The organism is Dactylosporangium sp. NPDC049742 (assembly GCF_040674675.1).
GTDB classification, from domain to species: Bacteria; Actinomycetota; Actinomycetes; order Mycobacteriales; family Micromonosporaceae; genus Dactylosporangium; species Dactylosporangium maewongense.
The window spans coordinates 131,678-157,995 of record NZ_JBFANF010000007.1; the positions used below are offsets into that span (position 1 = coordinate 131,678).

Consider the following 26,318-nt stretch of genomic DNA (forward strand, 5'->3'; position numbering starts at 1 on the left):
GGGCCGCGAAGAGGCCTCCCGCCACCGCAAGCGCTGACCAACCCGCAACCACCAAGCGGTGCCGGCGGCAGTGGCTGCCCATAGGGCGCCGGCACCGCAGTGGTTGGCGTGGTGCGGTGGCGGGGGTCAGGTCGTGGTCAGGGTCCGCTGCAGGCGTTTCGCTTCGACGACGAGGCGGGTCGAGCCCTTGCGTGCGGCCAGGTCCGCGAGGCCCGGCACCTCACCCCTGCTGCCCGACGCCGCCGCCGTGGTCGAGGCGAGCGTCAGCAGGTCCGGCAGTCCGCGGGGCGTGACGTGCGCCTTGCCGTCCGCACCTCCCCCGCCGCCCCGGACAGCCGCCCCCGACGCCGCAGTCGCCCCAGTCGAGCCGGAAGCCCCAGCCGAGCCGATGGCCGCGGCCAGGTCCCTGGCGGCGGCCCTGACGGCGGCTCTGGTGAGGGGTGCGGCGGACGCCGGCGGGGTGATGGCGGGGCCCGGTGCGAGCCTGCTGGTCTCCGCCGGCAGCAGGCCGCCGAGCGCGCCCGCCGCGATCCGCCACGTCAGCGCCGGGGCGATGCGGCCCGCCTCCTCCAGCTGGGTGACGACGCGGCTCAGGACGATCAGCTTGGTGCCGGCCATGCGGGCCAGCTGGGCGCCGAGCTCGCCGCCGTCGAACTCGTCGGTGCCACCGAGGGCCATGAGCGCGTCGAGCGCGGCGATGCGCTCGTCGGCCTGGGTGGCGGCGAGGCCGTAGGCGACGGCGGTGAGGGTCGCGGGGCCGACCGGGCCGGCAAGGTCGGCGAGCAGCGGCAGCAGCTGGACATTGCCACGGCCGGAGTCGAGGTCGGCGGCGCCGGCGATGAGGGGCAGCAGGCACGCGGCGACGATCTCCCGCTGCGACGGCAGCACCGCCGGCCACAGTGCGGCCAGGCCGAGGCCGTCGCTGTCGCCGTTGACGACCGGGGGTGCCGCGAGCTCGGTCAGCCAGTAGGGGTCCAGACCGGACCGGTCCGGCGATGAGGTGGCGTAGAAGCGGGACTCGGGCAGCCATTCGAGATAGCGGCCTCGCTCGGCGCGCTGGCGGTGCACGCGGACCACCCGGACGTCGGGTCGGCCGGCGCCGCCGGTCTCCAGCCACTCGACGAGGGTCCGGCCGGCGTCGGAGGTCAGGGTGCGGGCCTGCCGCAGCGTGTCGGGGTCGGCGTCGGCGGGCAGCCGGTACAGCGCCTGGCGCAGGTCGTGCTTCCACGGCTGCCAGCCCTCCCGCTCGGCCCGGGCGAGCCGCTCGACCAGCGCGGCGGGGTCGAGCAGCCCGTTGACCAGGGTGGGCGTCGCGACCAGGGACGGGACCGGGTCGGTGGACAGCCGCATGACGATCTCGGCCAGCCGGATCGTCAGGACGCCCTGCAGCTTTGCGTAGGAGTTGCCGAGGCGGAGGTCGGCGGGGGTGCCCTTCAGCGCGCGGGCCGCGTCGTCGAGGACGAACGGCAGCCCGGCGGCCTTGTTGAGCACCGCGGTGAACATCGCGACCGTGCGCCAGTGGCCCTCGGAGCCCCACCAGCCGTCGCCGATCCGGTTGTGGGCCCGCTGCAGCACCGGGGCGATCGCGGCGCGCAGCCCGACGGGGTCGGCGGCGTGCATGCGGACGACCGCCGCGAGGACCCGCTCGAACGGCACCGTCTGCCAGTCGGTCTGGTCGAGCGCGGCGATCTCCTCCGCCAGCTCGTCGGGGGTGGCGATCGGCTCGGGCATGTCGGCGGCGCCGACCGGCCCGGTCAGCAGGTCCGGCTCGGGCGTGACGACCTGCACGTCGGTGGCCCCGGGGACCGCGTGCTTCGCCAGGAACGCCGCCGAGCGGTCGCGGGCCTGGACGTCGGGATGGTCGGCGGCAACGGCCACGACCTCGGCGATCTCGGCGACGCGGGCGGGGTGCCGCTTCGCGAGCTTCTCCAGCCAGATCAGCTGCGCCTTGACGAGGCCCTTCTCGCTGCGGGTGAGGACGGTGCGGGACGCGTCGAGCAGCGACTCCAGCTCCAGGCCGCCGGCCGCCTCAGCGTTCTTCAGCGCCTTCTGCGCCATCGTCGCCACCGAGCCCATGGCGTCGGAGAGCAGCTTCAGGTAGATCGTGGTGCGCTCGGCGACCTCGGCCTCCGTCGGGGCGAGCTTGTCGTGGAAGCTGACGAACGCGTGCAGCACCGCCTTGGGGCGGCCGGCGAGCAGGGCGTCCAGGCAGCGGTCGAGGATGTCGGCACGCGGGAACCGGCCCTCCTCGACGAGGGCGGCGACGGCGAAGAGGATGCCGGGCCACGTGATCCACTTGCCGGTGTCCGGGTCGTGGCCGCCGATGGTGGCGGCGATCCCGTCGCGCTCGAACGCGTGCGGCAGCAGCACGTCGGTGAACGGGCTGCCCCGCAGCTTGTCCAGCACGACCTTGTCCCGCTCCGCCAGCTGCAGCGACAGCAGCCAGCCGTCGACGAACCGCTCGCCGGTCGGGACCGGCACGCCGGTGGCGACCACCAGGTCCGCGACGAGGCGCCACGGGGGCAGCGACCCACCGTCGCGCGGCAGCTTGCCGGCCAGCCTGGTCGCGAGCTCACCGAGCCACGGCACGCCGCGGTCGGCGGCGGCGCGCAGCACCGGCTGCGGCTGGATGGCCGACCAGGGCCAGCCGCGCCGGGCGATCACGGTGACGGCCTTCGCGGCCGTCGACACGCATCCGACGGCGGCGACCGCATAGGCGGTGGCCTGCTGCGCGTTGAACCAGGTGCCGGCGTCCCCGCGCAGCGCGACGAGCTTGTGGCCCAGCTCGGCGCGCTGGGACTCGTCGAGGTCGCGCAGCGCCTCCACGGTGGCCGCGAAGTTGCCCTTCTGCAGCATGGTCAGCAGGTCGGGCCACGCGATCGGGCCGGAGCGGCGGCGGGTGAAGAGACTCACCGGGTCACCGCCGGGGCGGCGGCGCGGGCCAGCTCGGTGGCCAGGGCGTGCTTGCAGGGGCCGCGTCCGCCGCGGTACTTCGCCCACCACGGGCAGGTGCAGTGCAGCGCGTCGCCGGCCGCGCGGACCCGGTAGGTCTCCTCGCCGCTGCGCACGCTCGCCCCGGACCCGTCCAGCGTCACCGCGCCGGTCTCGACGAGCGCCCGGGCGCCGGCCAGCCGCGGGTTGTGCCGCTCGGCGCGCTGCGCGTCATAGGGCAGCACGCGGTGGAAATAGGCGGCCTCCGACACGTCGAAGCCGACCTGGCCGGCGGTGCCGAGCTGGGTGAGCGCCGCCCTGACCCGCGCGGCCGGCATCGCGGCCTGCTCGGCGAGCGCGTCGACGTCGACCGTCGGGTCCCAGGCGAGCAGCGTCGCGATCAGCTCGGCGTCGTCGGTGACGTCGTCGCTGGCGAGCGCGGCGAGGACCGCGCCCTCGCCGGAGAAGCCGCGGCTCGGCTGCGGCGACAGCGTGAGCGACAGGCGCAGCTCGCCGGTGTCCAGCTCCCACGTGCTCGACACGGGCCCGCTGCCGGCGGTGACCGCCGGACCATAGACCCGCAGGTGCTTGGCGAAGCGCAGGACCGGCTTCAGCGCGGCGAGGCGGGCCGGCCCGGGCAGGCAGACGGCGCCGGGCACCGCGCGGGACGTGAGCCGCAGCGAGCGGCCGGCGGGGACGGCCCACAGCACCGAGCGGTCGCCGCCCGACGGGAGCCGGCGCAGGAACGCGGTCGCCTCGGCCGCGGACAGCTCGGCCCGCGGGTCGAAGTCGGACGCGATGACCTGCACCTCGGCGAACCCGCGCAGCCAGCGCGACGGCAGCGGCACCTTCTTCTCCACCACCGCACCGTCCATCGTGGACACCGTGAGGTCGTCGGGGCCGACGCTGACGTGCAGCGGGTCGACGCCGGTCAGCCGCTGCAGCGCCTGCCGCAGTGGCGTGTTGACGTCGACGTTGGTGGTGCCGTGGTCGACGATCTCACCGTCGAGGCCGGTGGGCAGCACGTCGAGGCGGGCATAGACGCCGCAGCAGCCGGAGAACGACTCGAACCGCAGCCGGTCCCGGCTGCCGGTGACGACCGGGTCCAGGCTGGCCGGGCTCAGGGGCTGAAAGTAGCGGGTGCGGGCCACCTCGGCGACCGCGAGCAGCCCGGCCGCCGCCGCGGCGGGCGTGGTCAGGAACCCGGTGAAGAACCGCGGGTTGGCGGTGACGGCACGCTGCGCCACACCACCGGCGGTCTGCAGCTGCAGCCCTCCGTCGTGGAGTGCCGACGGGGCCAGATAGCTCAGCGACTGCACGGCGTTGCTCATGCCCGACAACCTAGCTCCCGGGTACGACATTTTTCTGAGGGCTGGTCGTGGCCTAGGCTCGCGGGCGGCAGGCCGTAGTGCAGAGGTCGTCACACCACCTTGCGAAGTTGGAAGACGCCGGTTCGAATCCGGTCGGCCTGCCGCCTCGGACCCCGCGTGGAGGTATGCACCGCAGTGCGCAACGACCTGCCGCAGTGGCGCCGGATCAGGGCCGAGTCGCTGCCGCACGACGTCGTGCACGCGGCGGCCAGGGCCCGGGAGGCCGGGGACTGGCGGCGCGCCGCCGAGCTCGCCCGCTGTGACGTCGACATCGCCCCGGAGTACGAGAGCGACGACCTGCGGCACCTGAGCCTCGACCTGCTGTGGTGGCACCTGCCGAGGCACCGCGGCGGGATGAGCACGCTGCAACCGATGGTGAGCGCGGTCCTGCCGCCGCGGACGGGCGCTGACAGTGCGCCGCTGCTGAAGGTACGGCTGCCGAAATCGCCGACCGGGCCCCAGCGGCTGCTGCTGACCGTGACGACCCTGGCGGAGCTGGAGCACGAGCGCTGGTATGTCGCGCCCCGCTACACCTGGGACGTGCGCGAGGCCGCCGCCGTGCGCAAGGCGTGGGGCGGGTCCGCGACCAGGATGCCGTTCCTCACCCCGGAGGGGAGAGCGCTGCCGAGGGAGGTGATCGCCGCCGGTACCGACGAAGCCGCCACCACCGAGCGCATCCATCAGCGGATCGTCGCGGGCGACCTCGAAGGGGCGTGGCGCGAGTGCGGCATCGACGTGCGCGGGGTCGACCCCGACGCCCTGCAACGGCCCTCGGCGCCGCCGACGCTGCCGGTCGGGGTCGCGGACGAGGCCAGGGCCGCCGCGGCCGCGTTCGGTGTGCAGCAGGTCGCCACCCTGTACGGCGCCTCGCTGACGCTCACCGTCGACGGGATGACCGCCGAGGCTCTCGACGTCAGCGAATACCTGGAGGTGCCGACCCGGATCCTGACCGGGTCCGTGCCGCCGGACCTGGCGCTCATCGCGGCCGGCCTGCAACGCCCTGCCGACCTGCACCCGCTCGTCCGCGAGGCGCTGTTCCCGGAGTCGGTGGCGGCCCACGGTGTGCCGAGACCCGACGCGGTCCAGACCACGGCGCGAGTGCGCTGCCAGGGCGAATGGCACCGGGTCGGCGTCGACGGCGGTGCGCTGCGCCTGCCCGACCACGACGAGGAGGAGCAGCTGCGCGAGCGGATGCTGCGGTCCCTCGGCGGCACCAGCACCGGTTGTTACGCCGTACAGCAGACCTGGACGACCGGTGCCGGCCGGCTGCCGCACGGGCTCGCCGCGCAGCGCCGGCAGGTGAAGCACCGCATGCAGCACGGCGACACCGACTGGCTGCTCGACGGCCTCGGCCGCGGCGTGATCGACCCGCAGATGCGCGACGCCAACGGCTGGTCGCTGCTGCACCTGGTGATGTGGGTCGACTGGGAGCGGGTGCTGCCGCTCCTGCTCGCCGAGGGCGTCCCCGTCGACGCCCGGGACCGCGTCGGCCGGACGCCGCTCTACCTCGCGGTGATGAACGGCGGCCCGCCGGAGCTGATGCGCCGCCTGCTCGCCGAGGGCGCCGACCCGCGCGCCGAGACGGTCCACGGCTCCTGGCCGGCGTCCGTCGCCCGGTCGCGCCAGTACTGGCAGGACCTGTCGTTCCTGTTCGAGCCGGTCACATGACGGGCGGCTTGGACTTCAGCCCGCTGCCGCACAGCGGCGCCACGACGGTCCCCTGCGGCTCGACCTCGCCGGCCTCGATGGCCGCCCAGCAGACGGCCGACGTCGGCTCGACGTAGAGGCCGGAGCGGGCCAGGGCGGCGTGCGCGGCCCGCACCTGCTCGTCGGTCACGGTGACGACGGCACCGCCGGTCGCACGGACGGCGGCGAGGATCTGCGCGCCGCGGGCGGGCCGGGCGATGGCGATCCCCTCGGCCACGGTCCCCTGCGTGGCGATGTTCGCCGGTACCGGCGACCCGCCGGCGAACGCGGCGGCCAGCGGCGCGCATCCGGCGGCCTGGACCGCGACGATGCGCGGGAACCGTTCGATGTACCCCGCCTCGAGCAGCTCCGCGCAGGCGAGGTGGGCGCCGAGGACGAGGGTGCCGTTGCCGACCGGCAGCACCAGCGTGTCGGGCAGGCGGCCGCCGAGCTGCTCCCACACCTCGTAGACGTAGGTCTTGGTGCCGTGCACGAAGAACGGGTGGTACACGTGGCTGGCGTAGAACACGCCCGGCTCGCCGGCGGCGAGCGCCGCGGCCCGGGCGGTGTCCTCGCGGCTGCCGGGGATCTGGTGCACGGTCGCGCCGTAGGCCCGTAGCTGCCCGACCTTCCCGGCGGAGGTGTCGGCGGGCACGTAGACGTCGCAGGCGATCCCGGCGCGGGCGGCGTACGCGGCGACGGCGGTCCCCGCGTTGCCGCTGCTGTCGGCCATGAGCCGCGCGACGCCGAGCCGGGCGGCGAGCGCCACGAGCATGACCGCGCCCCGGTCCTTGAACGACCCGGTCGGCATGAGGTGGTCGACCTTGAGCGTGACCCCGGGCCGCCCGGGCGCCCCGACCAGCGGCGTCATCCCCTCCCCCATGGTGATGTCGGCCGGCTCGGCGATCGGCAGGGCTTCCCGGTACCGCCACAGGCTGGTGCCCCGCCCGGCGAGGCCGGCCAGGGACGGCGGGGCCGCGGCGAACCCGTCGAGGTCGAGCACGCCGTGGCACTTCGCGCACCGCCAGGCCAGGCTGTCCAGCGGTTCGGTGTGGCCGCACGCGCCGCAGCGCAGCGACAGGGATTCCAGCATCACGCGCTCGATAATAAACGTCCAGGCTCTGGACGAACAGTCCAAGCGAGGTGTGGTGTGCGAGGCTGTGGTGGATCAGGAGGGCAGCGCATTGGAGTACGCACGGCTGGGCCGGACCGGGCTGCGGGTGAGCCGGATCGGGCTGGGCTGCATGAGCTACGGCGTCGCCGCCGCGGGCATGCACCAGTGGACGCTGGACGAGGACGCCGCGGCCCCGTTCTTCCGCCAGGCCGTCGAGCTCGGCGTCACGTTCTGGGACACCGCCAACGTCTATCAGGGCGGCACGTCGGAGGAGTTCGTCGGCCGCGCGATCCGCCGGTTCGCGCGGCGCGAGGACATCGTGCTCGCCACCAAGGTCAGCGGGAAGATGCACGACGGGCCCGGCGGCAGCGGCCTGTCCCGCAAGGCCGTCCTGGAGCAGGTCGACGCGTCGCTACGGCGACTGGGCACCGACTACATCGACGTGTACTACATCCACCGCTTCGACCCCGAGACGCCGGCCGAGGAGACCATGGCCACGCTGCACACGCTGGTGCAGGCGGGCAAGGTCCGCTACCTCGGCGCCTCGTCCATGTGGGCCTGGCAGTTCGCCAAGCTGCAGCACGTCGCGGTGCTCGGCGGATGGACACCGTTCGCGGCGATGCAGGACCAGTACAACATCCTCAAACGTGAAGAAGAGCGGGACATGATCCCGATGTGCCTCGACCAGGGCGTCGGTCTCACGCCGTATTCGCCGCTCGCGAAGGGCAGGGCGGCGCGGCCCTGGGGCGAGCGGACGGCGCGGTCCTCGTCCGACGCTGTCGCCCGGGCGTTCGACCGCGACGTCGACCGGCCGGTCGTCGACGCGATCCAGCGGGTCGCCGAGGCCCGCGAGGTGCCGATGGCGCAGGTCGCCCTCGCCTGGCTGCTGACCAGGCCGGTCGTGTCCTGTCCGATCGTGGGTGCGACGAAGCCGCACCACCTGCGCGACGCCGTGGCCGCCCTCGCCCTCGAGCTCACCGCCGGCGAGCTCACCGATCTCGAGGCCGCCTACACACCGCAGGACAACTTCTGGTGGTGAGCGCGCCGGCGGACGGGGGTCAGGCCGCGACGCCCGACGGTGCCTCGGCCCGGTCCGGCTCAGCAGCGAAGGCGGCGGGCGGACGGAGCAGGGCCAGGACCGCCACCCCCGCGACGCCGGCGATGACGGCGCTGATGAGGAAGATCCGGTCGAGGCCGGCGACGTACGCCGCCCGCAACACGCCGGCCGGCACCTGCCGGACCAGGTCCTGGTAGCCGCCGCCGGTGAGGCGCCGGGCGGTGCCGGCGTCGCCGAGGACCTCGCCTGCCCGGGCGGTGACGACGGTGGCGAAGACCGGCAGCGCCAGGGCGTAGCCGAGCTGGCGGAACGTGTTCGACGCGCCGTTGGCCATGCCCGCCCGGTCGGGTGGCGCGACGGCGAGGGCCGCCGACGCCAGGACCGGCGTGCACAGGCCGACGCCGAGGCCGGACACGCACAGCCCCGGCATGAGCGCCGCCCAGCCCGACCCGGGTCCGGCCAGCATGCACAGCGCGGTGCCGGCGGCGACGAGCAGCAGGCCCCACCCGATGCTGTGCCGCGGCGGGACCGTGTGCAGCAGCCGACCGCCCAGCCCCGCGACCACGAACGCGACGACCGCCATCGGCGCCAGGATCAGCCCCGCCGCCATCGCGCCGAGCCCGAGCACCGACTGCGCCCACAGCGACACGAACACCAGGTTGGCGAACGCCGCCGCGGTCACCGCCGCCGCGCCGAACATCAGCACCGCGAAGGACGGGCGGCGGAACAGCGTGAGGTCCAGCATCGGGTCGGTCCGGCGGCGCTCAACCAGCAGGAAGCCGGCGGCCGTCACCGCGCCGGCGGCGAGCACGCCCACGGTCAGCGGGTCGGTCCAGCCGGTGTCGCCGGCGCGGATCAACCCGTACACGACGAGCGTGGCGGCGGCGGTGAACGTCGCCACGCCGGGCACGTCGACCCGCCCCGCCGCCGAGCCGCGCCCGCCGGGCATCGCGACCCGGGCGAGCACCACGGCGACCACCGCCACCGGCAGGTTGACCAGGAAGATCGACCGCCAGCCGACGTGCTCGGTGAGGAACCCGCCGAGGATCGGCCCGGCCGCGGCGGCGGCGCCGTTCGCCGCGCCCCACACGCCGAACGCGACCGACCGGTCCCGGCCCGCGTAGACGACGCCGAGCAGCGCCGCGTTGGTGGCGTACATGGCCGCGGCGCCGGCGCCCTGCACGCCGCGGGCGGCGATCAGCGTCCCGGTGCCGGTGGCGAGACCGCACGCGAGGGACGCGGCGGCGAAGACGACGAGACCGGCGACGAAGACCCGCCGGTGGCCGAGCCGGTCCGACAACGAGCCGGCCGCCATCAGCAGGGCCGCGAGGACCAGCACGTACAGGTCGACGGTCCATTGCAGGGCGGCGAACGACGAGTGCAGCTCCCGCGCCAGGTCCGGCGCGGCGATGCTGACGATGGTCAGGTCGACCAGCCGCATGAAGGTGCTCAGCGAGACCGCGAGCAGGGGCAACCATTTGCGCATGACCAGGACCTTGCGCCGGCATCGACCCAACCGGCGCCGAGGTCCGGACTTCTGGCGGATTCTGACACGTTGGTACCGTCTGACGGTGGATCTGGACACGCTCGACCGGCAGGTCGTGCACGCGCTGCAGGTCGACGGGCGGGCGCCGTTCAGCCGGATCGCGGCCGTGCTCGGCGCCTCGGACCGCACGGTCGCCCGGCGGTACGGGCGGCTGCGCGAGGCCGGCGCGCTGCGGGTCGTGGGGCTGCCGGACGCCGCGGCCCTCGGCCACGTCGACTGGCTGGTGCGGATGCGCTGCTCGCCCGACACCGCCGTGCCGGTGGCCGCGGCCCTCGCCCGGCGCGAGGACACGTCGTGGGTGACGCTGGTGTCCGGCGGCACCGAGATCACGTGCATCACCCGGACCCGGTCGCAGTCCGCGGACGGCGACCTCCTGCTGCAGAAGCTGCCCCGCACGCCACGGATCACGGTCCTCAGCGCGCACTGCATGCTGCGCGGCGTCGCCGGCCTGCACGGCTGGCCCGGCCGCACCGACGCACTGGACGCCGACCAGGTCACGGCGCTGCGCCTGGCGCCGCCCGTACCGCTGCAGACACCGCCGACCAGAGCGGACAACGCGCTGCTCGCCGCGCTCGCCAGGGACGGCCGGGCGCCGCTGCCCGCCCTCGCGGCCGCCACCGGGTGGTCCGAGACCACCGTCCGGCGGCGGCTGGACGAACTGTGCCGCGGCAACGTCCTGTACTTCGACGTGGAGATCGAGCCGGCGCTGCTCGGCTACCACGCGGAGGCCATGATGTGGCTGACCGTCGCGCCGTCCGCCCTCTCGGCCACGACCCTGGCCCTGGCCACGCATCCGCAGATCGCGTACGCCGCCGCGACGACGGGCCCGGCCAACATCGCGGCGTCGGTGATCTGCCGCGACCTGAACGAGCTGTACGAGTACATCGCCGGGGACATCGGCTCTCTCGACGGCGTGGCCTCGGTGGAGACCGCCCCGGTCGTGCGCCGCGTCAAGGCCGGCGGCACCCTGCTGGTGACCTGACGCCCGCACCCTACATGTAACCCGCCCGCCCACTGCGGTCCACGCCGCCCGACACATCGGCACTCTACGATGTCTCCACACGGCTGCGAGATGAGGTTCTGGCCATGTGGAGATCGCGGCGGATCGCGACGGCAATTGCCCTTACCCTGACCGCGGCGGGTGCCGCCGTGGTCATGACCTCGACCGCGGCGGTGGCCGCGGACCTGTCGGTGAGCCAGGCGCTCGCGGCGCAGGACGGCCGGTCGGCCTCCGTCGTCGGGTACGTGGTCGGGCAGCCGACCGCGACCAACACGGTGCTGCGGTCCGGGTTCACCGGCGACACGGCCCTCGCCCTCGCCGACTCCGCGAGCGAGACCGGCACCTCGCGGATGCTGTACGTGCAGATCACCGCCGCCTACCGGGCGCAGTTCGGGCTGCAGACGAACCCGTCGGTGATGGGCCGCCGGCTCGTCGTCGCCGGGCAGCTGACCGCGTACTTCTCCCACGGCGGCCTGAAGTCCCCGACCTCGATGGCCTTCGCCGGCACCACCCCCACGAGCAGCCCGACCACCGGCCCGACCGGCCCGGTCGAGACCTACTACGCCGCTGCCGCGGGCAAGACCGGCACCGCGCTGCGCAACGCGCTGCACGGCATCATCAAGACGCAGACGAAGCTCACGTACGACCAGGTGTGGGACGCCCTGAAGGACACCGATCAGGACCCGAACAACAGCGCCAACGTCATCCTGATCTACTCGGGCCGGTCGCAGAGCAAGTCGACGAACGGCGGCGGCGCCAACGACTGGAACCGCGAGCACGTCTGGGCCAAGTCCCACGGCGACTTCGGTACCGCCACCGGCCCCGGCACTGACGTCCACCACCTGCGCCCCGAGGACGTGTCGGTCAACTCCGCCCGCGGCAACAAGGACTTCGACCTCGGCGGCTCGGCGGTCAGCGAGGCCCCCGGCTGCCTCACCGACAGCGACTCCTTCGAACCCCGCGCCGCCGTCAAGGGCGACGTCGCCCGCATGATCATGTACATGGCCATCCGCTACGAGGGCGACGACGGCTGGCCCAACTTGGAGATCAACAACTCGACCGCCAACGGCTCCGCCCCCTACATCGGCAAGCTGTCGGTGCTGCTCCAGTGGAACCAGCAGGACCCGCCGGACGCTTTCGAGCGCCGCCGAAACGACCGTATCTACGCCACCTGGCAGCACAACCGCAACCCCTTCATCGACCACCCGGAGTGGGCCGCCGCGATTTGGGGTTCCTGACGTGAACGCGCGACGAACTGCACGGCACGTCGCATTCCGGGAATGACATCCTTCGACCCCGAACAGGCCCCGGCGGGGCCACCCGAACACGTGCAGCGGGCCCGAAACAGCACTTAATCAATGGAATTCGGGCGCGCTGCACCGTGCGAAACGCCTCATTGCTCCGGCGCTGGCGCTGGCGTATGTTCGTCGCGTTTCGTTCGGGCTATCACGGGGGTGTGTATCACCGTGCACAAAAGAAGACGTACGTACAGATCGATCGTCGCGGGGGTGGCCAGCGGATTGCTGGTCGCCTCCGCATTGACGCTCGGTAACGTCCAGCCGGCATTCGCGCAGACCGAATGTCCGGTTTCCAAGGCCGATCTGGCATCGGCCATCGCCGCTGCGCAGGCATGCGGCGGCCAGGTGGAGGCGCTCGACCGGCGCACCGACTCCTCACGCACCGTGGTCTCCGGCGACGGCAGCGCGAAGGTCGACAACTACTTCACGCCGCGCTGGGTGAAGCGCACCGACGGCACCTGGACCGACCTGGACACCACGCTGCGCTGGCAGGGCGGCGCCGTCGTCCCGGGCGCGACGCTGCAGGCCGTCACGTTCTCCGGCGGCGGCACCGGCCCGATCGCGACGATCGCCGACAAGGGCCGGCAGGTCGGCCTGACGTGGCCGACGGCGCTGCCGAAGCCCGTGCTGTCGGGGTCGACGGCCACCTACCCGGAGGTGCTGCCGGGCGTCGACCTGCAGTTGACCGCGCAGCCGTACGGCTTCGCCGAGGTGCTGCTCGTCAAGACGCCGCAGGCGGCCAAGAACCCGGCGCTGGCCGAGATCCGGTTCGGCCTCGCCGCGACCGGCGTCAGCCTCAAGACCGCCGCGGACGGCGGCGTCACCGCCACCGACGCCAAGGGCGCCACGGTGTTCTCCTCGCCCCGCGCCCTGATGTGGGACGCCGCCGGCGCCCCCGCGGAGGCGACGGCCTCGGCCCGCTCAGCGGCGCCGGCGGCCTCGGCCGGCCGGGCGATGCCCCGGGTCAGGCAGATGGGCCAGCGGCTCGCCGGCAACGGCCTGACGATCGTCCCGGACCAGGCATTCCTGGCGGACCCGGCGACGCAGTACCCGGTCTCGATCGACCCGATCTTCACCGGTGGCAAGCAGGCCAACGCCTGGGCCGTCGTGGCGAGCCGCTCCGACCTGGCCGGCTCCTCGTTCTGGCAGACGTCGTTCATGAACAACGGCGCCACCTACGGCGACGCCGGCTCCGGCCTCACCTGTGACTCCTACAGCGGCAACCAGTGCACCAGCACCACGTACAAGGTCCGGTCGTTCTTCCGCATGGACACCTCCGGCGCGCAGGGCGCGGTCGTGAAGAGCGCCAACTTCGAGATCACGCAGAAGTGGTCCTGGACCTGCAACACGGCCTCCGACGCCAAGCTGTGGATCACCGGCGGGATCAACTCGTCGACCAACTGGAACAACCAGCCGAGCTGGGACGCCAACCACACCGCGACGGCGGCGGCAAACCACGCCGTCGGCTCCGTCGCCGGCTGCACAGCACCGGGCACAGTCAGCTTCGACACCACCGGCATGGTGCAGTACGCGCTCGCGAGCGGCTGGCCCGACATGACCGTCGGTCTGCAGGCCGTCAGCGAGGGCAGCAACCTGCAGTGGAAGCGGTTCGACTCCGGCACCGCGGTGCTGCACATCGACTACGACCACGCGCCCAACACGCCCGCCCTCAGTGACCTGAAGATGGGCCCGCAGGGCACCATCTCCTGCGGCACCACCCCGCAGACCGCGCCCCGGATCGGCATCCCCGACGAGGGGGTCACGCTCAACGCGGTGCTCTACGACCCCGACGCCATCCAGGGCGACAAGGTCAAGGCGAGCTGGTGGGTCTCCGACATCGCCGCGCAGGACATCCCGGCGGACGAGACCGCCGCGCTGACGTCGGGGACCAACCACACCGCCACCGTCGCGAAGACGGCCTTCGCGGGGATCGCCGACAACACCGTCATGTCCTGGAAGGCCAGGGGCATCGACACCGACAACCCGGCACGGGCCGGCGACTACAGCCCGCTCTGCTACTTCATCGTCGACCGCACCACGCTCGGCGCACCGGGCGTCGTCATCGACGACTTCACGCTCCGCATGGGCGGGCTCGGCATCCCGCCGGCGGCCAAGTCGACCGCGGTCGTCGGGCAGTCGGCGCGGGTCGTCCTCACCCCGGCCACCGGCGACGCGACCAAGGTCGTGGGCTACCGGTTCGGCGCGACGGCGACCGGCCAGCCGACCCCCGTCATGTCGGTCCCGGCCGCGGCGGACGGCACCGCGGTGGTGACCGTCGTGCCGATGTCGTCGACCTCCATCAACTCGCTGGTCTTCGTCGCGGTCAAGGCGGACGGGACGCAGGGGACGCCGGTCCTCGCGCGGTACAACGCGAACGCCGCCCCCGTCGTCACTCCGCCGCCTCCGTCGGTGCCCGGCGACGCGACCGGCGACCGCCGGGCCGATCTCACCTTCTTCGGCGACGTGGGCGCCGGTAAGAGCGTGCCGTGGCGGTGGACCAACTCCGCCGCCGGCGGCTTCCACCCGCAGGCCGTCGCGCCGCAGGGCACCGCCGGCATCGTCGTGTCCAACGGGCTGCAGACCGCCCAGGGCGACTTCGACGGCGACGGCCTGACGGACGTCGTGACCTTCTCCCAGGAGGCCGTCGGCTCCGTGCAGCTCGGCGTGCAGCGCTCCGACCGCAACCAGCTGCTGAGCATCGACACCAGCGCGCAGACCCTGTCCGGGTGGAACATCGCCGAGATCCGGGTCGTCGCCGGCGACTTCACCCTCGACGGCAAGGACGACGTGCTCGTCCAGCGCAAGCAGTCCTACGGCTGGGACGGCAACCTGTTCGTCGCGAACGGCACGGTCGGCGCGCCGTCGTTCGCCGCGCCTATCGGGTTCGGCGGCGGCCTGTACGCCTGGTCGACCACGCGGATGCTGGCGGGTGACTTCGACGGTGACGGCCGGGCCGACACCTACGAGATCGCCGACCTCGGCGGCTGCCGCACCGAGCTGCGCTTCCACAAGACCAACGCGTCCGGCGGGATGGACGGCGGCGTCGTGCGCTGGGACTCCGGCGCCGGCGGGCTGTGCATGGGCGACGCCACGTGGGTCGCCGCCAACGTCAACGGCGACAGCTACGCCGACATCGTCGTGGTGTACGACGCCGGCAACTGCTGGGCCGACTTCCGCACCTTGCTGACCACCAGCGCCACGGCCCTCGCCGCGCCGACGACCAGCTGGGTCTCGGGCACCAACGGTGGCTGGTGCCGTCCCAACTACTCGGTCGTGGTCGGTGACTACACCGGCGACGGCAAGAGCGACCTCGGTTTCGCCTATCGCATCGGGTACCAGGCGCAGGCCTGGGTCGCGGCGTCGACGGGCACCGGGTTCAGCGCACCGGTCGAGTGGGCCAACGGCGGCGTGGGTCCCGCCGGCACCGCCTCGATCATGCTCGACACCAAGGTGGCGGCGGGCCAGAAGCGGTACCAGATCGTCAACGCCGTCTCGCAGACGTGCCTGTCGGCGCCGTCGGGCGCCTCGGGCCCGCTGCTCGGCCAGCCCTGCGCCGCGGACACGCTGCAGTACTTCACCGTCGACCGGCGTGGCGGCCAGTACCTCAGGTTCCACCCGAACGGCGACGCCACCAAGTGCATCGACGTCGCGAACGCGGGCACCGGCGACTACGTCCTGATCCAGAAGAACGGCTGCCACGACCTCAGCCAGCCCTGGCAGCAGTACTTCTTCGCAAACCTCTGGACGCTCGACTACCAGGCCGGCCCGCCCTCGGCACCCGTGTCGAAGATCAGCACGCCGATCTCCGGCAAGTGCCTGGACCTGAACGCGGCGTCGCCGAACCCGAACACCACGGTGTGGCAGTACAGCTGCGTCGGCACAGCGCCGCAGCAGTGGTTCCTCCGCCAGGTCTGACCTGGTAACACGGCACAAAACGAAGCGGGGCCGTCCTGGAAAGGGCGGCCCCGCGTCGCGTACTGAGGCAACTTACGGCAGGAGCTTCCAGGGGCCCCACTGGTCACCCGGGGCCTGGTTGCCGACGGCGGCGAACTTGACCAGGTCGCGGTCCGCGAAGGAGGCACCCACCAGGTGCCGCTCCTTGACGACGACCCACTCATCGTCGGTGAATGGCCTGCTCGGCGGCACGGTCGACGCTCCCAACCACAAGGAGACACAGAGTGGGGCCGTCCTCGGGATGAGGACGGCCCCGCTTACAGCAGGAGCATTACAGCAAGAGCGTTACGGCAGGAGCTTCCAGGGGCCCCACTGGTCGCCGGGGGCCTGGTTGCGGGTCCACCACTTGGCTTCGTACTTCTTGCCCTGGTAGAGGACCACGTCGCCGGTGGTGAAGATGCGCGAGGCGGTCCAGATCGCGGTGCCGTCGGGGGCGGTCGAGATCTGCTGCCACGGGCCGTAGGGGTCGCCCGGGGCCTGGTTCTTCGTCCACCAGGTCGCCTGCCAGACCGAGCCCTGGTAGAAGACCTTGTCGCCGGCGTTGTAGACCGTCGAGGCGTTCCACGCCGGGGCCGGCGGGGTCACCGGCGGGTTCAGGCCGATGACGACCGGGTCGTGGTCGGAGGCCGCGAACGGGTCGCCGCCGTTGAACAGCAGGGTGGCGTTGTAGTTGTACCGGCTGTAGGCATAGGCGACCGCCTCCTGCGCGTTGATCTGCCAGACGTCGGCGCCGGTGACCAGCGTGCGGGCGGCCGCGTTGGCCAGCACGTGGTCGAGGGAGCCCTGCAGGCCGTCGAAGGAGTACGTCGACTCGTTCGGGTCGAAGGACGAGCCGAGGTCGGTGTAGCCGGCGTCGTACAGGACCTGCATCGGGTCCTCGTGGGTGTACGAGTTGAGGTCACCGACGAGGAAGATCCGGTCGGTGCCGACGCTCGTCGCTACCTGGTTGGCGAACGCGACGGTCTCCTCGGCCTCACGGACCCGCGTCGCGTTGAACGAGCCCTGGTTCTTCGCCGGCGAGGACGTGTCCTCGGCGTCGCCCGGGTACAGCGGGTCGCCGCTGCCCTTGGACTTCCAGTGGTTCGTGACGACGAGGAACGCGTCGGCGTCGGTCGCGCCGACCTTCTTGAACGCCTGCGCGAGGGGCTCGCGGGCGATCGAGAACGGCTGGCCGGGGCCGGACGCGGTCGTGAGGATCACCGAGGTGCCGACGAGCGCGATGTCCGCCGGCTTGTAGATGAACGCGCTGCGGATCACGTCCTCTTGGGCGATCGGCGGCAGGACGGCCGGAGACGGCACGTACGCCCACACGGGGCCGCCGGCGGCGGCGTTGAGCGCGTCGACCAGCTGGGCGAGGGCGGCGTCGCGGGCCTTGCCGAACTTCGCCGAGTTCTCGACCTCTTCCAGCGACACGACGCTGGCGCCGAGCCGGTTGATGCCGGTCACGATCTTCGCCTGCTGCCGCTGGAAGCTGGCGTCGTTGGCGGCGCCGCGGACGCCCGCCGCGTTGCCCGGCCCGACGCACTTGTCGACGGCGATGCGGGTGCCGGCCCGGTCGTTGAAGTAGCTGCAGGTGCCGAAGCCCTGCGCGACGTACGACTCGCCGGTCGTCGGGAAGTAGTTCTCGACGTTGAACGTCGCCAGGCGCACCGTGCCGCCGACGTTGGCCGGCTGCGCGTTGCCGGTGCGCGTGTCGCTGAACGTCGCGACGGCGGCACCGTTGTCGGTGACCCGCTGCCGCGGCTGGAAGTTCCAGAGCGAGAAGCGGTACTCGAGGATCACCGGCTGGTTGAAGGTGACCTTCGACCCGATGCTGACCGCGTTGGTCGGCGTCAGCCACGGCAGCGGCGTGCCCGTGTTGGCGGAGCCGCTGTAGTTGACGCTGGCGCCGTCGTCGAGGGTGATGCTCCGGGCCGCGTTGTCGGCGACCGCGGCGAGCGCCTCGGCGCTGCCCGGCCGGCCCGCGTCGGTCGGCTGGCGCAGCGGCGCGTCACCGGCGGCGAGCGTGAACGAGCCGTACCAGTTGGCGTCGTAGTTGTCCGCGACGGTGAACGTGCCCTGCGGCGCGATCAGCTCACCCTCGTGGGCCTCCTTCTGCGCGGCCGTGGTCAGCGACGCCCACGGGATCGTGCCGGGCGCGACGGCCGGCAGCGGGGTCGCCAGCTGCGTGACCGCCGGCGCGGAGATCTCCGTCGTGCCCTGGAACTCCACGACGTTGCCGGTGACCCGCACGCTGTCGCCGATGTGGACCTGGCCCGCCGCGACGGAGCCGAAGACGAAGATCGCGTCGGAGGCACCCGGGGTGGCGTCGTCGGCCTCGGCGCCGCCGGACCCGCCCGTCTGCAGGTAGAAGCCGTTGAACCCGCCGGTCGCATAGACGGCGGTCACGACACCCTCGGTCGTCACGTTCCGGCCGACCTCCGGCGACGTGTCGGTGTTGGTGCCCTGGATGGCGGCGATCGGCAGCACCGTCGTGGTCGTCGTGACGGTGTACGTGAACGTCGCCGAGCCGCTCGCGCCGCCCGACTCGGTCGCGGTGACCGTCACCGACGCGGTGCCGGCGGCGGTGGGCGTACCTTCGACGACGCCGCCGCCGGAGATCGTGAGGCCGTCGGGCAGGCCAGTCGCGGACCACGTGTAGGGCGCGGCCCCGCCGGACGCGCTCAGGGTCAGCGGCGAGATCGCGGTGCCGACCGTGGCGTTCTGGTTGCCGGGGCTGGTGACCGTGACGGTCGCGGTGCCGCCGTCGGACGCCGCGTTCTGCGGCACCGGGGTGGCCGTGCGGAAGTCGGCGCCGTTGTTGTCCGTGTCGGCGCCGGCCGCGTCCCGCTGGTAGCTCAGGACCAGGGAGTTGCCGGTCGCGGCGGTGCCCTCGGGCGCGTTGCTGGTGCCCCAGCCGACGCGGTCGATGACGGCCGCGTCGGTGGGCAGCACGCCGGTGGCGCTGGCCGCGATGTACAGCGTCCCGCCACCGGCGCCCGGGTTGACGCTGGTGCCGGTGAACAGGTCGGGCGTCGGCAGCGGCTCGCCCGGGTTGGTCGTGGAGTTGTTGCTCGGCAGCATGATCAGGAAGTGCCCGTGCGCCGCCACGGCGCCGGTCAGCGTGAACACCTGCGACCCGCTCGGCACGACGGTGCTGGTGGGGGCCCGGTACTGCAGCGTCGTCCCGCTCAGCGGGATCGAGGCGGACGTCGGGTTGTACAGCTCGACGAACTTGTTCAGGTAGCTCGCGCCGGACGAGCCGCCGTTGACATATACCTCGCTGATGACCAGACCCGTGCCGGCCGGGTTCGCGGCGGCAGGGTCGGCGAGTAATGGCCAGGCTGCGCCGGCCATGGTAAGGGACAAAACGACGGTTGTGCGTCGGATGACCGCACGGGACATAGACCCGGACCTCCAGGTGGGCGTGATTCGGCTCCGTCACTGCTGGAGGCCGACCTACGGACGTTAGGCCCGGCCGGCGGCCGGGAGCTGAACGGCGTGTGACAGCGTCTCTGAATCCTACGAAAGGCTTCGTCGGGGCACTGGTCTGGTACGAGGCGGTGTTGCTGTCACGTACCAGTGGAATCCTCGATGGGTTTGCCGGTCGCGGGTGCGGCGGCGGCGTAGGTTCTTGGTCGGCACCTGGCCCTCGGTGTGGCTGGGGGTCTGGGGTGTCCGTCCCGCCGGACGCTGACCAGCAATGTGTGCTGGGGCGGGAGTCGCACGTCGCAAGGGCGTGCGAGGAGTGGTGGTTTCACCCGGAACACGACGGTTCCGGGAGCTCTTCGCGGCCGGAACACGACGGTCCCGGGAGGTCTTGGCGATCGGCCGAACCGGGCCGTCGACGGTCTTGACCGTGCGTATCTGGCCGGTCGTGCGGTGCCGGCGGGTGTGGGCCTGGCCGAGGAGTCCGCGGGCGGCGATACGTTCGGCGGCGGCGTGGTCGCGGTCCAGGCAGAGGCCACACGCGCAGACCGACCACTTGTGGCCGCGGGTGGTGGCCCGGTCCGGGGCTTTCACGTGACGGAATCCGGGCCGGTGGGCAGGGTCGGCGTTGACCGCGTCGGTGGCGTACCGGCCGCAGCGGGGGCAGCCGGCCGAGGTGCCGCGGGCGGGGATGGTGACCACCGCGATGCCTTCGCGTCTGGCGAGGTGGGTGAGCGCGGCGAACACTGCCCCGCGGATGTGGCCGCCGAGGCGGCGGTTCATCGTCCGGCTCAGCCCGCGGGTCTGCATGGTGGTGAGGTCTTCGATGTAGATGGCGGTGGCTCGCTCGGCGAGGGCGTGGTCGATCGTCCAGCGGGCCGCCGCCCACGCGAGACTCCTGCCGAGATTCCGGATTCGGGCACACACCCGGTCGTGCTCGGCGGCGAGCGTGTCCCGCTTCGCGGCGAGCGTGTCATCGTGCCGGCCGTCCAGCAGCCGCTGGTAGTGATCCAGGCGGGTCCGGATCTGCTCCCGCAAGGTGCGCAGGCGCAGCAGTTTCGCCGACACGCCGGTCGCGTCGAAGAAGAGCGGCTTCCCGGCGGTGGTAACCCTGGGCCGGCCGACCCGGTCGGTGCCGAGACGGGCGGTGGTGGCGGTGAGCAGCGTGTTGTAGCCCCAGTCCACACCGATCGCTCGCTGGTGTCCGACCACCTGCGGCAGCGGGGCGGGCCGGATGAACGGCAGGTCGACCCGGACCCCCCGGCCCCGGCCGGCTACCAGGCGCAGTGTCGGAGTGAGCAGAGCAGCGTGGGCGGGCACGGATGCGGGAAGGTTCGCGTCCAGCACTACCCATGCCCAGTCCCGGTACGAGGCGGGACGTTCCACGGCGGGCAGTAGGACCCGCAGCGCGTGCCGGGCCGGGTCGTCCTCGCCACGACCCGGGGCGACCTGCTGACGGTCGGCAGCGGCGAGCAGGACCTGCCCCGACACGTACGGCGGCGCCTCCACCTCAACGATCGAGACCGGCAGCCGGCCATGTCCGGTGAGGAAACCCAGCACCTGCCGGGTGCGGTTACGGACCTCGGCCTTCGTCATGGCCTCCGGCCCGGCGGCCCACAACGCTTCCCACTCCGCCTGCGTGCGCCTGGCCGGGTTCGCCGGCCACGACGCGATCACCGCGCGGAGCAGCGCGTCACGGTGCACGGCGAGCCGCAACAGCCTCGCCGCATGCTCCTCCGCCATCCTGCGAACCCGATCCGACACCACCACACCGGCCGGCGGGACACTCACCCAGCCGAGCCGGCGCAACGCCACCCACCCCTTGCCCGGCAAAGGTTTCCCGGCCTGGTCGACGCCCGCCGCCAGTGCGGCCAGGGACTCGGCCGTCCAACGCCCGGCGACCAGCCGGGCGGTCATGTCCCGCACGATGACCGACAGCCAGCCAACCCGCCGCGCGGCAGCATCCGCGTTGAGCAGCCGCCCCGTCGACACCTCCATCCCGCGAAATGCGGTCACCGTCGCGGTCGCGGTGACCGTCGCCGTCACCGGTCACCGTCCCGGCGCTCCGATGGCCGGCCCAGCAGCCGGACACGCGCTTCGCGAGAGCCGCTCAGATCCTCCGACCGGAACCGCCGCTCCGAACCAACCCACACCAACGGAACCCGCCCCGAACCCGCCCACAACCGCAACGTCTGCGGATGAACACCCAACCGCCGCGCAGCAGCAACCGTCCGGAACATGGCCACGCCTCACCATATCGACGAATCCTGTAGGTTCCTCAACACCTCGGCTTCACTGTTCAGCAGACTAAGACAGCTATCCCCGGATGGACGCCGGTCCTGGTGTCAATGAAAGGGTCCCGCCGCCACGGTCGAGGGTATTGCGCCGCATCGCATCGACGACCCTGCCGGCTCAGAGCGGGTCGCGGCGTTGGGCGGCGACGGCCGCGATCGTGAAGGCCGCGGCGTAGCCGGCGAGGACCGCGGCGGCCGTCCACTGGTCCAGGCCGGTGGCGGCCGGGAGCCGGCCCAGGGCGCTGCCGGCCCGGAACGGCAGCCAGCGGGCCGCGTCGGCGCCGATCAGCTCGGCGGCGACGCCCTCGATCAGGGCGAGCCAGGCGAGGGCGCCGGCGACCGCGGCGATCTGGTTGCGGACCAGGGCGCCGAGCCCGACGCCGATCGCGGCGAAGGCGGCGTTCCACCCGACGTCGCCGGCGAGGGTCGGCCACACGTCGTCGAGCGTCGAGGAGGTCCAGGAGCCCCAGGCCGCGATCGTGGCGAGGGCCGTCACGGAGGCGGCCACGCCGAAGCCGGCGCCGAGCAGCGTGTGCACGGCGAGCTTGTCCAGCAGCACCCGCTCGCGGCGCGGCGTGGACAGGTACGTGTCGGCGACGGTGCGGTGCCGGTACTCGCCGGCGACCGCGATGACGCCGAGGATCAGCGGGAACAGGGCGACGAGCCCGACGTGCGCGGCGGCGCCGGCGACGTCGTCGGGGTGGCCGGACAGCCGGCCGCTCGCGCCGAGCACGACGAGGGCCACGGTGGCGGCCAGCAGCAGCCACGGGCCCCGGACGGTGGCGAGTTTGCGCAGTTCAGTTCGCATTCGAGGTCACCGCCAGGAAGGTGCGCTCCAGGTCGTCGCCGACCGGGCCGGCGTGGCGCAGGCGGCCGGCGCCGACGATGACGGCGTGGTCGGCGGTCTGCGCGATCTCCGACAGCACGTGGCTGGAGACGATCACGGTGCCGCCGGCGGCCGCCCGCCGCCGCAGCAGGCCGCGCAGCCAGGACATGCCGGCCGGGTCGAGGCCGTTCGCGGGCTCGTCGAGCACGAGCAGCCCGGGGTCGCCGAGCAGGGCGCCGGCGAGGCCGAGCCGCTGGCGCATGCCGAGGGAGTACGTGCGGACCCGCCGGTCGGCGGCGCCGGTCAGGTCGACCTCGTCGAGGACCGCGTCGACGCGGGCCATCGGCAGCCGCGCCGAGCCGGCGAGGATCCGCAGGTGGTCGCGGCCGGTGCGGCCCGGGTGGAAGCCGCCGGACTCGAGGACGGCGCCGACGGTCCGGCGCGGCTCGGCGAGGTCGTGGTAGGCGCGGCCGTCGATGAGGGCGGTGCCGCTGGTCGGCCGGGCCAGGCCCAGCAGCATGCGCAGGGTGGTGGTCTTGCCGGCGCCGTTGGGGCCGAGGAAGCCGGTGACCGAGCCGGCGGGGACGTCGAAGGTGAGGGCGTCGACCGCGCGGACGCCCCGGTACCGCTTGGTCAGCTCTCGGACGTGGACTGCTGTCATGCCGCCTACGATCGCCGCCGGGGCCGGAGAAGTCGTCCCGCGGCGGCGGCATTCCGTATACCGCGGCTGCGGGATGTCCGCGCGGTAGCACCGGCCTACCGTGTGGGCATGCGCATCGACCCGGCCGTCGACCTGGCCATCGGGCTCGTCGTCGGGGTCGTGGTGCTGGCGACCACCCACGGCACGCCGCACGCCGCGCCGCTGGACGTGACGGCGACGCTGGTCGCGGCGGTCGCGTGCCTGGTGCTCGCGCTGCGGCGGCGGTGGCCGCTGCACACGTTCCTGGTCAGCTCGGTCGCCGCGGAGGCGTATCTGGTGTTCAACCACAAGACGGCGAACGGCATGCTGATCCTGGCCGCGCCGCTCATCGCCCTGTACACGGTCGCGGAGTCGGCCAGCCGCCGGCGTGCGCTGACGATCGGGGTCCTGGCGGTGTCCGCGTTCGCCGGCCTGCACATGCTGGCGAAGCCGGCGTCGTGGCTCGGCGCGGAGAACCTCGCGCTCGCCGCGCTCGGCGGGCTGGCCGTGGCCGCCGGCGATGGTGCCCGCAGCCGGCGGGAGTACCTGGCGGAGGTGGAGGCGCGGGCGCTGCGCGCCGAACGCGACCGTGACGCCGACGCCCGCCGCCGCGTCACCGACGAGCGGCTGCGGATCGCCCGGGACCTGCACGATGCCGTCGGGCACCAGCTGGCGCTGATCAACGTGCAGGCGGGCGTGGCCGCGCACCTGCTCGACGCGCAGCCTGTCCGGGCCCGGGAGGCGCTCACCCATGTACGGCACGCGAGCCGGACCGCGCTCGGCGAGCTGCGCGACACGATCGGCCTGCTGCGCCAGCCGGGTGACCAGCTCGCGCCGGTCGATCCGGTGCCGGGGTTGACGGGTCTGCCCGACCTGCTCGACACGTTCCGCCGGTCCGGGCTGGCCGTGTCGGCGTCGGGGCTGGGCGACGCGCTCGACCTGCCGGTGCCCGTCGACCTGACCGCGTACCGGGTGGTGCAGGAGGCGCTCACGAATGTCTGCAAGCATGCCGGGGCGGTGGCCGTACACCTCCTGCTGCAACGGTCTGAGGAGGCCCTGACGATCCAGGTCGAGAACGCACCGGGGACCCCGGGCCGGCCTGCGGCGGCGCCCGGTGTCGGGCTGGTCGGGATGCGGGAGCGGGTGTCGGCGCTCGGCGGGTCGCTGGAGTCGGGCCCGCGGCCTGCCGGCGGTTACCGGCTGACCGTGGTGCTGCCGCTGGAGGCCCGGTGATCCGGGTGGTGCTGGCCGACGACCAGCCGCTGATCCGCAGCGGGTTCCGGGTGTTCGTCGACTCGGCCGACGACGTGACGGTCGTGGGTGAGGCCGCCACCGGGCGCGAGGCGGTCGAGCTGGCCCGCTCCGCCCGCGCCGACGTGGTGCTCATGGACATCCGCATGCCCGACCTCGACGGCCTGGCCGCCACCCGGCTGATCACCGCCGACCCGGACCTCGCCGGCGTGCGGGTGCTCATCCTCACCACGTTCGAGGTCGACGAGTACGTGTTCCAGGCCCTGCGGGCCGGCGCCGGCGGCTTCCTCGGCAAGAGCGCCGAGCCGGCGGAGCTGCTCGCCGCGATCCGCACCGTGCACCGCGGCGAGCAGCTGCTCTCCCCGGCGGCGACCCGCGCCCTCATCGCCCGCTTCCTGGCCGAGCCCGCCCCGGCCGCCCGCCGCCGCCTCGACGCGGCGCCGCTGGTGGACCTGCTGACCGGCCGCGAGCGGGAGATCGTCGGCCTGGTGGCGACGGGCCTGTCCAACGACGAGATCGCCGCCCACCTGCGGGTCAGCCCGCACACGGTGAAGACCCACATCAACCGCTCGATGACGAAGCTCGGCGCCCACGACCGCGCCCAGCTCGTCGTCGTCGCCTACGAGTGCGGCCTCGTCCCCAGGTAGACCGTCCAGACGCCCACGGCGATCAGGCCGGCGGCACCGAGCCGCGGCAGCACCGTCCGCGCGAGCACGCGCCCGCCGCGGGAAAGCGCGACGGCGCAGCCGGTCAGCCAGACCGTGAGCACCAGGGCCTGTGCGGTCGTGAGCACCGCGTACTGGACGCCGATGGCGGTGCGGTCGTCCATGAACTGCGGCATCAGGGTCAGGACGATGGCCGCCGCCTTGGGGTTGAGGACGTTGGCCAGCAGCGCCCGCCGGAACGCCGGGCCCCGCCCGCCCCGCACCCCGGTGGCGGGCCGCCGGATCCGCAGCATCCAGAGGCCGAGCCCGACCAGGTACACACCGCCGGCCAGCTGGACCGCCCGCCAGGCTGCGTCGGAGCGCAGCACCAGCGCGGACAGACCGGCCGCGGCCAGGGTGGCGTGCACGTAGAGCCCGGTCACGGTACCCGTGATCACCAGCGCGGCATCACCCGTCCGGCCGGCGGCGACGCTGTCGGCGAGCAGGGCGAGACTCGCTCCGGGCGCGGCGAGCAGCGGCGCCACGGCCAGCACGAACCCGGCGACGGCGGCCGGCTGCATCACGGCACGACGCGGTAGTGGGTGACGATCCTGCCGCCGTCGACGACGTGGTAGGCCAGGGCCGGCGGCGCCTGCAGGTCCGCGACGCCGTCGCCCTCCCACGGCAGGCGCAGGGTCCACGTGACGGCCGGCGCGCACAGCACGGGCCGCCCGGCGAACGTCGTCGCGGCCGCCGTATGGGCATGACCGGCCAGGACCCCGAGGACGTTCGGGTGACGGTCGAGGACGGCCGCGAGGGCCTGCGGCTCGGTGAGCGCCATCGAGTCCGGCAGCGGGGTCGCCCTGATCTCGTCCATCGACGTGCCCCACGTCCGCCGGCGATGCTGCGATGATGTCGCGGCGGCCGGTGGGCGCGGACCGAGGGCGGTGTTTGGACACGCAGGTGCTTGTCGCGGTGGTGCTCGGCGTGGCCGGTCTCTGGCTGGGGCACAGCTACCGCCGCAACGTCCGGCAGAAGATGACGGAGCGGCTGCTCGACGCGTACGCGGGTCTGTAGGACCTGGCGGGTGCTGTCGGCAGCCCGGAGGGTGACACGGTGGTCGACGAGCGGGCGCTGCTGACGCAGTGCCACATCCATCGCCCGTGGCACCACGTGCTGACGCGGCTGCCGATCACGTCGAGCCGCACGAGAGGCTCCATCTGCACCTGCGGCCAGTGCGGGCCGCTGCGCTGACCCGGG

The 26,318-nt window shown here is 73.3% G+C and carries 20 protein-coding genes and 1 tRNA gene; 10 read left to right on the forward strand and 11 right to left on the reverse strand.

The genetic code is table 11. The features are described from left to right. Positions 1 to 126: 126 nt before the first annotated feature. Both AB0J72_RS12140 and AB0J72_RS12145 read right to left on the reverse strand, forming a co-directional pair. Positions 127 to 2,913, reverse strand: a complete 2,787-nt coding sequence (locus AB0J72_RS12140) for a DUF6493 family protein (RefSeq protein ID WP_363397850.1) — start codon at positions 2,911 to 2,913, stop codon at positions 127 to 129. Then, positions 2,910 to 4,262: an SWIM zinc finger family protein gene (locus AB0J72_RS12145; RefSeq protein WP_363397852.1), complete on the reverse strand. Its 1,353-nt coding sequence runs from the start codon at positions 4,260 to 4,262 to the stop codon at positions 2,910 to 2,912. Before AB0J72_RS12145 ends, AB0J72_RS12140 begins: the two co-directional genes overlap by 4 nt. 68 nt (positions 4,263 to 4,330) lie before the next feature. Between AB0J72_RS12145 and AB0J72_RS12150 the strand changes: the two genes are divergently transcribed. After that, positions 4,331 to 4,403, forward strand: a tRNA-Arg gene (locus AB0J72_RS12150). A gap of 33 nt (positions 4,404 to 4,436) precedes the next feature. Next, positions 4,437 to 5,969: an ankyrin repeat domain-containing protein gene (locus tag AB0J72_RS12155; protein WP_363397854.1), complete on the forward strand. Its 1,533-nt coding sequence runs from the start codon at positions 4,437 to 4,439 to the stop codon at positions 5,967 to 5,969. Here AB0J72_RS12155 and AB0J72_RS12160 read toward each other — a convergent pair. Next, a complete protein-coding gene (locus tag AB0J72_RS12160) occupies positions 5,962 to 7,080 on the reverse strand; it encodes a pyridoxal-phosphate dependent enzyme (RefSeq protein ID WP_363398074.1) in 1,119 nt (372 codons plus the stop codon). The genes AB0J72_RS12155 and AB0J72_RS12160 overlap by 8 nt on opposite strands. Before the next feature lie 91 nt (positions 7,081 to 7,171). On the opposite strand from AB0J72_RS12160, the gene AB0J72_RS12165 reads away from it, so the two are divergent. After that, a complete protein-coding gene (locus tag AB0J72_RS12165; protein ID WP_363398076.1) occupies positions 7,172 to 8,140 on the forward strand; it encodes an aldo/keto reductase in 969 nt (322 codons plus the stop codon). Between the two features lie 19 nt (positions 8,141 to 8,159). Here AB0J72_RS12165 and AB0J72_RS12170 read toward each other — a convergent pair whose 3' ends face one another. Next, on the reverse strand, positions 8,160 to 9,644 hold the full coding sequence (locus tag AB0J72_RS12170) for an MFS transporter (RefSeq protein ID WP_363397856.1): 1,485 nt from the start codon (positions 9,642 to 9,644) through the stop codon (positions 8,160 to 8,162). Positions 9,645 to 9,729: 85 nt separating this feature from the next. On the opposite strand from AB0J72_RS12170, the gene AB0J72_RS12175 reads away from it, so the two are divergent. From AB0J72_RS12175 to AB0J72_RS12185, 3 genes are all read left to right on the forward strand, one after another. Further along, entirely contained in the window at positions 9,730 to 10,686 is a 957-nt protein-coding gene (locus tag AB0J72_RS12175; RefSeq protein WP_363397858.1) for an Lrp/AsnC family transcriptional regulator, read from the forward strand. 104 nt (positions 10,687 to 10,790) lie between these two features. Beyond that, entirely contained in the window at positions 10,791 to 11,942 is a 1,152-nt protein-coding gene (locus AB0J72_RS12180) for an endonuclease (RefSeq protein WP_363397860.1), read from the forward strand. Between the two features lie 270 nt (positions 11,943 to 12,212). Continuing rightward, complete coding sequence (locus tag AB0J72_RS12185) at positions 12,213 to 15,917, forward strand: RICIN domain-containing protein (RefSeq protein WP_363397862.1); 3,705 nt, start codon at positions 12,213 to 12,215, stop codon at positions 15,915 to 15,917. A gap of 72 nt (positions 15,918 to 15,989) precedes the next feature. On the opposite strand, the gene AB0J72_RS12190 is transcribed toward AB0J72_RS12185, so the two are convergent. The 5 genes from AB0J72_RS12190 to AB0J72_RS12210 all read right to left on the reverse strand — a co-directional run bounded on the left by AB0J72_RS12190 (position 15,990) and on the right by AB0J72_RS12210 (position 23,145). Continuing rightward, positions 15,990 to 16,148, reverse strand: a complete 159-nt coding sequence (locus AB0J72_RS12190; RefSeq protein WP_363397864.1) for a hypothetical protein — start codon at positions 16,146 to 16,148, stop codon at positions 15,990 to 15,992. Between the two features lie 93 nt (positions 16,149 to 16,241). Continuing rightward, on the reverse strand, positions 16,242 to 19,292 hold the full coding sequence (locus AB0J72_RS12195) for an ExeM/NucH family extracellular endonuclease (protein WP_363397866.1): 3,051 nt from the start codon (positions 19,290 to 19,292) through the stop codon (positions 16,242 to 16,244). A 165-nt stretch (positions 19,293 to 19,457) separates the two neighbouring features. Further along, positions 19,458 to 21,410: a transposase gene (locus tag AB0J72_RS12200; RefSeq protein WP_363397868.1), complete on the reverse strand. Its 1,953-nt coding sequence runs from the start codon at positions 21,408 to 21,410 to the stop codon at positions 19,458 to 19,460. 366 nt (positions 21,411 to 21,776) lie between these two features. Next, positions 21,777 to 22,466 (reverse strand): hypothetical protein, encoded by a 690-nt coding sequence (locus tag AB0J72_RS12205; protein ID WP_363397870.1) that lies wholly within the window; start codon positions 22,464 to 22,466, stop codon positions 21,777 to 21,779. Beyond that, positions 22,456 to 23,145 (reverse strand): ATP-binding cassette domain-containing protein, encoded by a 690-nt coding sequence (locus AB0J72_RS12210; protein WP_360562960.1) that lies wholly within the window; start codon positions 23,143 to 23,145, stop codon positions 22,456 to 22,458. The genes AB0J72_RS12205 and AB0J72_RS12210 overlap by 11 nt, the downstream gene beginning before the upstream one ends. Positions 23,146 to 23,253: 108 nt before the next feature. On the opposite strand from AB0J72_RS12210, the gene AB0J72_RS12215 reads away from it, so the two are divergent. Together AB0J72_RS12215 and AB0J72_RS12220 are read left to right on the forward strand one after the other, a co-directional pair. Next, on the forward strand, positions 23,254 to 24,396 hold the full coding sequence (locus tag AB0J72_RS12215; RefSeq protein ID WP_363397872.1) for a histidine kinase: 1,143 nt from the start codon (positions 23,254 to 23,256) through the stop codon (positions 24,394 to 24,396). After that, positions 24,393 to 25,061, forward strand: coding sequence for a response regulator transcription factor (locus tag AB0J72_RS12220; RefSeq protein WP_344499852.1), 669 nt, complete (start codon positions 24,393 to 24,395; stop codon positions 25,059 to 25,061). The genes AB0J72_RS12215 and AB0J72_RS12220 overlap by 4 nt, the downstream gene beginning before the upstream one ends. Here AB0J72_RS12220 and AB0J72_RS12225 read toward each other — a convergent pair. Next, a complete protein-coding gene (locus AB0J72_RS12225; RefSeq protein ID WP_363398078.1) occupies positions 25,034 to 25,639 on the reverse strand; it encodes a LysE family translocator in 606 nt (201 codons plus the stop codon). The two genes, AB0J72_RS12220 and AB0J72_RS12225, sit on opposite strands and share 28 nt — an antisense overlap. Continuing rightward, positions 25,639 to 25,935, reverse strand: a complete 297-nt coding sequence (locus AB0J72_RS12230) for a hypothetical protein (protein WP_363397875.1) — start codon at positions 25,933 to 25,935, stop codon at positions 25,639 to 25,641. Before AB0J72_RS12230 ends, AB0J72_RS12225 begins: the two co-directional genes overlap by 1 nt. A 74-nt stretch (positions 25,936 to 26,009) precedes the next feature. Here AB0J72_RS12230 and AB0J72_RS12235 point away from each other — a divergent pair, with 74 nt between their 5' ends. Continuing rightward, positions 26,010 to 26,135, forward strand: a complete 126-nt coding sequence (locus AB0J72_RS12235; protein WP_363397877.1) for a hypothetical protein — start codon at positions 26,010 to 26,012, stop codon at positions 26,133 to 26,135. Positions 26,136 to 26,174: 39 nt separating this feature from the next. Then, complete coding sequence (locus AB0J72_RS12240; RefSeq protein ID WP_363397879.1) at positions 26,175 to 26,312, forward strand: hypothetical protein; 138 nt, start codon at positions 26,175 to 26,177, stop codon at positions 26,310 to 26,312. Positions 26,313 to 26,318 lie beyond the last annotated feature (6 nt).

Coding starts and splice junctions, on each gene's coding strand:
- AB0J72_RS12180 (WP_363397860.1), top strand. CDS start 10,791: ATGTGGAGATCGCGGCGGATCGCGACGGCAATTGCCCTTACCCTGACC.
- AB0J72_RS12210 (WP_360562960.1), bottom strand. CDS start 23,145: ATGACAGCAGTCCACGTCCGAGAGCTGACCAAGCGGTACCGGGGCGTC.
- AB0J72_RS12145 (WP_363397852.1), bottom strand. CDS start 4,262: ATGAGCAACGCCGTGCAGTCGCTGAGCTATCTGGCCCCGTCGGCACTC.
- AB0J72_RS12230 (WP_363397875.1), bottom strand. CDS start 25,935: ATGGACGAGATCAGGGCGACCCCGCTGCCGGACTCGATGGCGCTCACC.
- AB0J72_RS12215 (WP_363397872.1), top strand. CDS start 23,254: ATGCGCATCGACCCGGCCGTCGACCTGGCCATCGGGCTCGTCGTCGGG.
- AB0J72_RS12195 (WP_363397866.1), bottom strand. CDS start 19,292: ATGGCCGGCGCAGCCTGGCCATTACTCGCCGACCCTGCCGCCGCGAAC.
- AB0J72_RS12205 (WP_363397870.1), bottom strand. CDS start 22,466: ATGCGAACTGAACTGCGCAAACTCGCCACCGTCCGGGGCCCGTGGCTG.
- AB0J72_RS12170 (WP_363397856.1), bottom strand. CDS start 9,644: ATGCGCAAATGGTTGCCCCTGCTCGCGGTCTCGCTGAGCACCTTCATG.
- AB0J72_RS12160 (WP_363398074.1), bottom strand. CDS start 7,080: ATGCTGGAATCCCTGTCGCTGCGCTGCGGCGCGTGCGGCCACACCGAA.
- AB0J72_RS12225 (WP_363398078.1), bottom strand. CDS start 25,639: ATGCAGCCGGCCGCCGTCGCCGGGTTCGTGCTGGCCGTGGCGCCGCTG.